The sequence below is a fragment of the Pantoea sp. R102 genome (assembly GCF_004916815.1).
In the GTDB taxonomy this organism is placed as follows: domain Bacteria; phylum Pseudomonadota; class Gammaproteobacteria; order Enterobacterales; family Enterobacteriaceae; genus Pantoea; species Pantoea dispersa.
Genome location: NZ_SDFT01000251.1, coordinates 1 through 9,153 on the forward strand (window position 1 = coordinate 1; position 9,153 = coordinate 9,153).

The following is a 9,153-nucleotide window of genomic DNA, read 5'->3' on the forward strand; positions in this document are numbered from 1 at the left end:
CGCTGGTGCTGGGCGAAGACGAAGTGAAAGCGGGCCAGGTGGTGATTAAAGACCTGCGCACCGGCGATCAGCAGACGCTGGCGCAGAGCGACGCCGCCGCGACGCTGCACACGCTGCTGCAGTAAGCGCAGCACTGCAACAGGCATTTTAAGGAGAGGGATTGCGTGGAAGTTTACAGCAACGAAAACGAACAGGTTGATGCGCTGCGTCGCTTCTTTGCCAATAATGGCAAAGCGCTGGCGGTCGGGGTCATCGTCGGTATCGCTGCGCTGGGTGGCTGGCGTTTCTGGAGCAGCCATCAGGAAGGAGCGGACAAAGCCGCGTCGGCGCAGTATCAGCAGCTGACCAGCGCCATGCAGGCAGACAAGCCGCAGACGCTGGAAGCGGTCGCCAGCTTCGCCAGCGAGAACAACAACACCTACGGTGCGCTGGCCGCGCTGGATCTGGCTAAACAGTACGTTGCCGCCAACCAGTTAGACAAAGCCATCACGCTGTTACAGAGCGGGCTGAAAGACACCAAAGATGCCAATCTGCAGGCGGTGATCAACCTGCGTCTGGCACGCATTCAACTGCAGCAAAATCAGGCCGATGCCGCCCTTACTACCCTGAACAATGTGAAGGGTGATGGCTGGACAGCCATTGTGGCGGACATTCGTGGCGAAGCACTGCTGAGCAAAGGCGATAAGCAGGGCGCCCGTGATGCCTGGAGCAAAGGTGCGGAATCGCAGGCTTCTCCTGCGCTGAAGCAGATGCTGCAGATGAAGATGAATAACTTAAGTTAAGCCAGTCAAGAGAGCGCACATGGAATTACGTAAATACCTGCTGCCAGGGCTGATGTCAGTCACTCTGCTCAGCGGTTGCTCGCTGTTCAGCGGCGAAGAAGATGTAGTGAAAATGGCCCCGCTGCCGAAGGTTGAAAACCAGTTCACGCCGGAAACCGCGTGGAGCACCTCGGTCGGTGACGGCGTGGGTGATTTCTACTCCAATCTGCATCCCGCCTGGCAGGACGGCACCGTGTATGCCGCCGACCGCTTCGGTATCGTGAAAGCGCTCGACGCCAGCAACGGCAAAGAGAAGTGGAAAGTGAACCTCTCTGAGAAGACCGGCTTCTTCTCGAAAAACATTTCGGCACTGCTGTCTGGCGGTATCACGGCCAATGGCGATCGCCTCTACATCGGTAGCGAGCGGGGACAGGTATTTGCCCTGAACAGCAGCGACGGCAGCATTGCCTGGCAGACCAAAGTGGCTGGCGAAGCGCTGTCGCGTCCGGTGGTCAGCGATGGTCTGGTACTGATTCACACCAGCAACGGTATGCTGCAGGGGCTCGATCAGAGCAGCGGCGCGGTGAAATGGAGCGTGAATCTGGATATGCCAGCCCTGTCGCTGCGCGGTGAATCGGCGCCGGCAGTAGCGTTCGGCGGCGCGATTGTTGGCGGCGATAATGGTCGCGTCAGCGCGGTGATCATGAACCAGGGTCAGCTGATCTGGCAGCAGCGTATCTCCCAGCCAAGCGGCGCGACCGAGATCGATCGTCTTAACGATGTCGACACCACGCCGGTGATCGTCAATGGCGTGGTCTATGCGCTGGCCTACAACGGTAACCTGACGGCGCTGGATCTGCGTTCCGGTCAGATTCTGTGGAAGCGTGAAATCGGCGGCGTCAAAGATCTGATCGTCGATGCCGGTCGCATCTATCTGGTGGATCAGGATGACCGCGTGATTGCGCTCAACGCCGATGGCGGCGTGGCGATCTGGCGTCAGAGCGATCTGCTGCACCGTAACCTGACGTCTCCGGTGCTGTTCAACGGTTACCTGGTGGTCGCCGATAGCGAAGGCTATGTGCACTGGATCAACACCCTGGACGGCCGCTTCGTGGCGCAGCAGAAACTGGACAGCGACGGCTTCCAGACCGAGCCGGTCGTGGCCGGTGACAAGCTGCTGATCCAGGCGAAAGGCGGTGAGGTCTACGCCATCACCCGTTAAGGCGATGGCCCGACGGGCAGCGTTTCGCACGCATTGATACGGCTCCTGATTCGTCAGGGGCCGTTCTGTTTTTAGTCAGGCATGATATTCTTGGCGCCTGCGGCCTGAACCTGACGGCAAATGCCGTTATAATCACGCCATTCGGGCGATTTATTTTTAAAACTGAGGCAAGTGTTATGGTACCTGTGGTCGCGCTGGTTGGGCGTCCCAATGTGGGGAAATCCACGCTGTTTAACCGCTTAACGCGCACACGTGATGCGTTAGTGGCCGATTTCCCTGGACTGACTCGCGATCGCAAATATGGTCGCGCCGAAGTGGAAGGGCGCGAATTTATTGTTATCGATACCGGCGGTATTGATGGCACCGAGGAAGGCGTGGAAAACCGCATGGCGGAGCAGTCGCTGCTGGCGATTGAAGAGGCCGATGTGGTGCTGTTTTTAGTCGATGCGCGCGCTGGCGTCATGCCGGCGGATCAGCAGATCGCCAATCATCTGCGTTCGCGCGATAAAGCGACGTTCCTCGTTGCCAACAAAACCGACGGTCTCGATCCGGATGCTGCGGTGCTGGACTTTTACGCGCTCGGCCTGGGTGAGATTCACCCGATTGCCGCGTCGCACGGTCGTGGCGTCACCAGCCTGCTGGAAACCGCGCTGCTGCCGTGGATGGATGATATCGCGCCGCGGGAAGTCAGCGAAGAGGACGAAAACGAAGCTTACTGGGCCGCGTTAGCCGCCGAAGAGAACGGTGAAGCGCTGGAGGAAGAAGAGGAAGAAGCCTTCGATCCGACCGGTCTGCCTATCAAACTGGCGATTGTCGGGCGTCCCAACGTAGGTAAGTCAACGCTTACCAACCGTATCCTCGGTGAAGACCGTGTGGTGGTGTACGACATGCCGGGCACCACGCGCGACAGCATCTACATTCCGATGGAGCGTGATGACCGCGAGTACATTCTGATTGATACCGCGGGCGTGCGTAAGCGCGGCAAAATCACTGATACGGTGGAAAAATTCTCCGTCATCAAAACGCTGCAGGCGATTGAAGATGCCAACGTGGTGATGCTGGTGATTGACGCGCGCGCGGGCATTTCCGATCAGGACCTGTCGCTGCTCGGCTTTATCCTGAATAGTGGGCGCTCACTGGTGATTGTGGTCAACAAGTGGGATGGCCTGTCGCAGGAGATTAAAGATGAAGTGAAAGAGACGCTGGACTTCCGTCTCGGCTTTATCGACTTCGCGCGCGTGCACTTTATCTCGGCACTGCACGGCAGCGGCGTGGGCAACCTGTTCGAATCCGTGACCGAAGCGTACGACTGCTCGACCAAACGCGTAAATACCTCCATGCTGACGCGTATCATGAACATGGCTGCTGACGACCATCAGCCGCCTCTGGTGCGTGGCCGCCGCGTGAAACTCAAATACGCGCATGCCGGTGGTTATAACCCGCCGATTGTGGTGATTCACGGTAATCAGGTGAAGGATCTGCCGGATTCCTACAAGCGTTATCTGATGAACTACTTCCGCCGCTCGCTGAACGTGATGGGAACGCCGATTCGCATCCAGTTTAAAGAGGGCGATAACCCGTATGCGGGCAAACGCAACCTGCTGACGCCAACCCAGCAGCGTAAGCGTAAGCGTCTGATATCGCATCTGAAGAAAAACAAACGCTAAACATGATGAGGGCCCGGATGGGCCCTCTTTCTTTGGCGTAACATCCGGTTTTATCACGATCCTCAGCCACGATTCCGGAGTCATCATGCTCACCCCATGCCCTCACTGTCAGCAACCGCTCACTTACAGCGAACAACGCTTCGATTGCCCGCACTGCCAGCGTCATTTCACCGCGCTGGCCTGCTGTCCCGACTGCCAGCAGCCGCTGCAGGTACTAAAAGCGTGCGGTGCCATAGATTATTTCTGTACCCACGGTCACGGCCTGATCTCCAGCAGACGCGTGCATTATCGCCCGGAAAACGTCATGGAATGAGGGTTTGCGATAGCGCGAAGTGGCACTGGCTGCTCGCTTCGCGCTGCGTTTGTAGCAAAAATGCTATTGCCCAGTAACTACCGCGTTATGGATGTTCACTTTTAATTGTACCGGATGGTACAATCCTGCCCGCCTTGTCGCGAATGCCAGCGGATATTGATCCTGCGGCCTCGCTCACAAGCGCTGCATAACGGGCGTAGCTCCCGTACCAACAGATATAAAATAAAGCGTAACGGATAACTTCCTGTCCCTGCTCAGCCAGGAAGACATTGATCGGCTGCTCCCGCATTCCGGCCGCCACGCGTTATTTTTTCAGGAGAGTTTGTGTTATGGCAGAAAATTCCGCTCGTCCCGGTAAAGGGTTGAGTCTCTGGTCTGTGTTATTCGGGCTGGTCCTGCTGGCGATCGGCCTGTTCTTCGCGATCGGTGGCGGTAAACTGGTGGCCCTGGGCGGCAGCTGGTACTTCCTCATTGCCGGTATCGTCATGTTACTGTCGGCGATTCAGTTCTTTCGCCGTAAATCCTCGGCGGTTACGCTGTTCATTCTGGTCTTCGCCGGCACGCTGATTTGGGCGCTGTACGATGCTGGCTGGCAGTTCTGGCCGCTGGTGTCGCGCCTGATGGTGCCGGCCGGCCTGATGGTGCTGGCATTTATTACCTGGCCGGCGCTGCGTAAGCGTGAAGGCAAGGCCTCGCTGGCGAAGCTTTCGTATGCGCTGTCAGCGGTGCTTGCCGTTGGTATGGTGGTCACCTTTGTCCAGATGTTCCAGCCGCATCCGACCGTGGCCTTCACCGGCAAGCAACTGCCGCTGATCCCGGTAGATAAAAGCAAACCGCAGCAGGACTGGAGCAGCTACGGCCGTACGCCGCAGGGTGACCGTTTTGCCGCTATCGACCAGATTACCCGCGACAACGTGAAAGACTTGCAGGTTGCCTGGACGTTCCATACCGGCGACACGCCGATCAGCCCGACCGGTAACGGTGCAGAAGATCAGGAAACGCCACTGCAGGTGGGTAATACCCTGTATCTGTGTACGCCGCACAACAACGTGATTGCGGTGGAAGCCGACAGCGGTAAGCAGATCTGGAAGCGCGAAATCAATGCGCAGGCGCAGGTGTGGAACCGCTGCCGTGGTCTGGCGTACTTTGATGCCACCAAACCGGTACAGCAGCCAACGCAGCCGGGCTCCACGCCGGTGCCAGCGGTAACGCTGGCGGCGGGCGATAGCTGCCAGCGTCGCATCCTGATGAACACCATCGATGCACGTCTGATTGCCATCAATGCCGATAACGGCGAGCTGTGTGAAAACTTCGGCAACCACGGTGTGGTCGATCTGAAGCAAGGTCTCGGCAGCGCGCCGGACCCGCAGTATCAGCTGACCTCGCCGCCGCAGGTGGCAGGCACCACGGTTGTGGTGGGCGGTCGCGTCGCGGATAACGTACAGACAGACATGCCTGGCGGCGTTCTGCGTGGCTTCGACGTCATCACCGGCCAGATGCGCTGGGCGTTTGACCCGGGCAATGAAGATCCAAATGCCGTACTGATGCCAGGTCAGGATTACACCCGCAGCACGCCAAACTCATGGGCGCCAATCTCTTACGATCCGGCGATGAACACCGTGTTCCTGCCGATGGGCAGTTCGTCGGTGGACCTGTGGGGTGCCAACCGTACCGCGCTGGATCACAAATATGGCGCGTCGGTGCTGGCGCTGGATGCCACCACCGGTAAAGAGAAGTGGGTGTATCAGACGGTCCACAATGACCTGTGGGACTTCGACCTGCCAATGCAGCCGAGCCTGGTGGACTTCCCGATGAAGGACGGCACCACCAAACCTGCGGTGGTGATCGGCGGGAAAACCGGCATGATCTGGGTGCTGGATCGCCTGACCGGCAAGCCTTTGACCAAAGTTGAAGAGCTGCCGATGCCGCAGGGCCATATCCCGAACGAGCAGTACACCAAAACTCAGCCGCACTCGGTAGAAATGCCAAACATTGGCAATCAGAAACTGACCGAGTCAGACATGTGGGGCGCCACGCCGTTTGACCAGCTGGCTTGCCGTATTGCCTTTAAAGGCATGCGTTATGACGGCCTGTTCACCGTGCCGGACACCGATGTTTCGCTCAGCTTCCCGGGCTCGCTCGGTGGCATGAACTGGGGCAGCATCTCGTTCGATCCGAACAACCAGTACATGTTCGTCAACGATATGCGCCTTGGCCTGTGGGTGCAGATGATTCCGCAGGACACCACCAAATCGGCTGCCAGCAACGGCGGTGAAGCCATCAACACCGGCATGGGTGCGGTACCGCTGAAAGGCACGCCGTACGCAGTAAACAAAAACCGCTTCATGTCGCCGCTGGGCATTCCATGCCAGGCACCGCCGTTCGGTACGCTGTCGGCCATCGACATGAAGACCCGTCAGATTGTGTGGCAGGTGCCGGTGGGTACGGTGCAGGATACCGGTCCGTTTGGTATCAAAATGCATGCGCAGATGCCGGTCGGTATGCCGACGCTGGGCGGTACGCTGGCAACCCAGGGCGGTCTGGTATTTATTGCCGGCACCCAGGATTACTACCTGCGCGCCTTTGACAGCTCAACCGGTAAAGAAGTGTGGAAAGCACGTCTGCCGGTGGGCAGCCAGGGCGGACCAATCAGCTATGTTTCGCCGAAAACCGGCAAACAGTACATCCTGATCTCCGCAGGCGGTGCGCGTCAGTCACCGGATCGCGGTGATTACGTGATTGCTTACGCGCTGCCCGACAGCAAGTAAGCCGCAGTAAAAGAAAGGCCGACATCATGATGTCGGCCTTTTTTATTAACCTTCCGTGGCGTACTCCTTCCTGTAAGGATCCTTACTTACTTCTGCTTAGAGGGGCGACGGCTTTTTTGACCTCCTTTTCTTCCAGCTTCCCTGGCTCTCTCAGGATCGTTCCTGAAATTGCCCCCACTGACTTTGCCGCCCGCGCTACCGGCTTCCCTGGCGCGCTCCGGGTCCTCTGCAAAGTTCCCGGCACCGCCTCGTTGCTTGGTTTGTGTCATAGCAGAGACCTCATCTAAGGGTATTTTCTTTGATGTGGACTAGCTAGCCACGTTATCCAGTATAGTCAGTTAGTTACGGCGATGCTGTGGGAACTGTCTAAGTTATTCTTCGCCGTCGCGCCACAGCGCCTGCAGTTCAGGAGGCGCAACGTTTTCCGGAATCAGGATCACAATCGTTCCGGCTTCGCGGTGGGTCGCGTAGCTTATCTGGATGCGGAAATAGCGCTGGTCGCCGCGCCCGATGCTGGCGGCCTGTTCCTCCGGCTCGCCGAGCAGCAGCGCCTGCTCCAGCACGTTGCACACGCGCTGCTTCTGCGGTTCCGGCAGCTGCGCCAGCGCAAATCGCCGCTCGCTGCGCAGGCCGGGGATAAATGCAATGCCGCCTTCACGCGCCAGCTCAATGATGGCGTCATCGGTCAGCTGAATATTCACCTTACACCTACCTCGTGCCACGCGGACTGGATCGCCTGTGCCACCGTATTATCAAAACGTTTTGCGGCATGCTGTACGGTAAAGCGCGCAAAGGTGCTGAAGTCGGCATCCTGCGGCAGTTCCTTATCGCACAGCGTGTCGTACCATGCCTGACCGGCCCGTTCCCAGGCAAAGCCGCCCAGCGCGGTCGCCGCCAGATAGAAGGCGCGATTGGGAATGCCGGAGTTAAGATGCACGCCGCCGTTGTCTTCGCGCGTGTCGATATAGTGATCCATATCGGCAGGCTGCGGATCTTTGCCGAGCAGCGGATCGTCATAGGCGGTACCGGGCGCGGACATCGAGCGCAGGCCGCTGCCCTTAATACCTGCCGCCAGCAGCCCTTCGCCGATGATCCAGTCGGCCTGATCGGCGCTTTGCCTGAGGTGATACTGCTTCACCAGCGAGCCAAACACATCGGACATCGATTCGTTGAGCGCACCCGCCTGCTGAAAGTAAATCAGCCCGGCTTCGGTTTCGGTCACGCCGTGCGTCAGCTCGTGCGCGACCACATCAATGGCAATGGTAAAGCGATTGAAGATCTCACCGTCGCCGTCGCCAAATACCATCTGCTGGCCATTCCAGAAGGCGTTCTGGTATTCCCTGCCGTAATGCACGGTGCCATCCAGTTTCAGGCCTTTGTTGTCCAGCGAGTTGCGCTGGTAGATCTGCCAGTAGAAATCATAGGTGATGCCGAGATAGTTCCACGCTTCGTCGGCGGCGACGTCACCGTTACCGGGCTGGCCCTCCTCACGGATCAAGGTGCCGGGCAGATTTTGCGTATTACCCGCATCGTAGATAGCGCGCAAAACACTGCCGGGCTGCGCGGTGCTGGCTGCGCTGGTGGTGTGAGGATGTTCCGCCATCAGCTGTTGCACGTGGGTGAGGGTGCGCCGCGCGTAATCCTGCTGTGCGCCGGAACAGTTATCGATGATGTTTCGCAGAATGTACGGAGGAATAACGCTGTAAGGCATGTCGGACTCCCTGACGGATGGGTATGTCAGAAAGTATAGACCCGCTTATCAATCGCGCGCCGCTGCGTCTGCAGCCCGCGCGATTTACAGGGGGTTATCAACCATTTATGCGGCTGAAAAGATTATCACGCCTTACGGCTGCGCGTCTTCTGTGGTTGTAACGCCGTCACCTGACTCTCCACCCAGCCATCATCCAGCCGGGTACGCAGCAGATCGCCGGTATGCAGCTGACGGGTCTTTTTCACCACCTGGCCCTGAGCATCGGTGGTGACGCTAAAGCCGCGCGCCAGCGTCGCCAGCGGACTCACGCCTTCCAGCTGTGCTGCCAGCGTACCAAAACGCTGCCGGCTGTGATTGAGCTGTTTTTCCATGCCCTGCTGCAGCCGGTAGTGCCACTGCTGTAACTGTTGCTGAGCGCGCAGAATACGTCCCTGCGGCTGCTGGGATTGCAGGCGCTGCAGCAGGCGATCGTGCTGGCGATGCGCCAGGCGCAGCCGCTGGTCGGCCGCTTCCTGCAGACGACGCTGCAGCTGAATCAGCGTGGTTTGCTGCCGTGCCAGGCGCAGCTGCGGATGCTGCTGTTGCAGACGATGCTGCAGCCGGGTGAAGCGGCGTTGCTGCTGCGCCACGTAATAATCCATCGCCATCTCCATGCGCTGCTGCTGAGACTGCAAACGGCGCAGTAGCTCGATCTGGTTGCGGCTCACCAGT

10 protein-coding genes are annotated in these 9,153 nt (G+C 58.6%); 6 read left to right on the plus strand and 4 right to left on the minus strand.

Translation table 11 applies throughout. From position 1 onward, the window contains the following. The 6 genes from ERD80_RS21025 to ERD80_RS21050 form a co-directional block, all read left to right on the plus strand. Positions 1 to 125: His/Gly/Thr/Pro-type tRNA ligase C-terminal domain-containing protein (locus ERD80_RS21025; RefSeq protein WP_136548417.1), on the plus strand; the 125-nt coding region annotated here is incomplete at its 5' end. Positions 126 to 164: 39 nt separating this feature from the next. After that, a complete protein-coding gene (locus ERD80_RS21030) occupies positions 165 to 782 on the plus strand; it encodes a YfgM family protein (RefSeq protein ID WP_021506561.1) in 618 nt (205 codons plus the stop codon). A 19-nt stretch (positions 783 to 801) separates the two neighbouring features. Next, positions 802 to 1,983 carry an outer membrane protein assembly factor BamB gene (gene bamB / locus ERD80_RS21035; RefSeq protein ID WP_058758300.1) on the plus strand — a complete coding sequence of 394 codons (1,182 nt, stop codon included), beginning with the start codon at positions 802 to 804 and terminating at the stop codon, positions 1,981 to 1,983. A gap of 176 nt (positions 1,984 to 2,159) precedes the next feature. Continuing rightward, positions 2,160 to 3,650: a ribosome biogenesis GTPase Der gene (gene der, locus ERD80_RS21040; protein WP_021506563.1), complete on the plus strand. Its 1,491-nt coding sequence runs from the start codon at positions 2,160 to 2,162 to the stop codon at positions 3,648 to 3,650. A gap of 85 nt (positions 3,651 to 3,735) precedes the next feature. Continuing rightward, a complete protein-coding gene (locus ERD80_RS21045; RefSeq protein ID WP_104188676.1) occupies positions 3,736 to 3,963 on the plus strand; it encodes a zinc ribbon domain-containing protein in 228 nt (75 codons plus the stop codon). A gap of 329 nt (positions 3,964 to 4,292) precedes the next feature. Then, the gene (locus ERD80_RS21050) at positions 4,293 to 6,731 is read left to right on the plus strand and encodes a glucose/quinate/shikimate family membrane-bound PQQ-dependent dehydrogenase (RefSeq protein WP_125309186.1); all 2,439 of its coding nucleotides are present in this window, start codon (positions 4,293 to 4,295) and stop codon (positions 6,729 to 6,731) included. Between the two features lie 86 nt (positions 6,732 to 6,817). Here the strand turns inward: ERD80_RS21050 and ERD80_RS21055 are convergent, their stop codons facing one another. The 4 genes from ERD80_RS21055 to ERD80_RS21070 form a co-directional block, all read right to left on the minus strand. Beyond that, complete coding sequence (locus ERD80_RS21055) at positions 6,818 to 7,000, minus strand: general stress protein (protein ID WP_071813581.1); 183 nt, start codon at positions 6,998 to 7,000, stop codon at positions 6,818 to 6,820. Between the two features lie 102 nt (positions 7,001 to 7,102). After that, a complete protein-coding gene (locus ERD80_RS21060; RefSeq protein ID WP_136548419.1) occupies positions 7,103 to 7,432 on the minus strand; it encodes a protealysin inhibitor emfourin in 330 nt (109 codons plus the stop codon). Then, positions 7,429 to 8,442 (minus strand): M4 family metallopeptidase, encoded by a 1,014-nt coding sequence (locus ERD80_RS21065; protein ID WP_136548421.1) that lies wholly within the window; start codon positions 8,440 to 8,442, stop codon positions 7,429 to 7,431. The genes ERD80_RS21060 and ERD80_RS21065 overlap by 4 nt, the downstream gene beginning before the upstream one ends. A gap of 125 nt (positions 8,443 to 8,567) precedes the next feature. Continuing rightward, positions 8,568 to 9,153 (minus strand): exodeoxyribonuclease VII large subunit (locus ERD80_RS21070; RefSeq protein WP_282183391.1); only part of this gene is annotated, 586 nt, incomplete at its 5' end.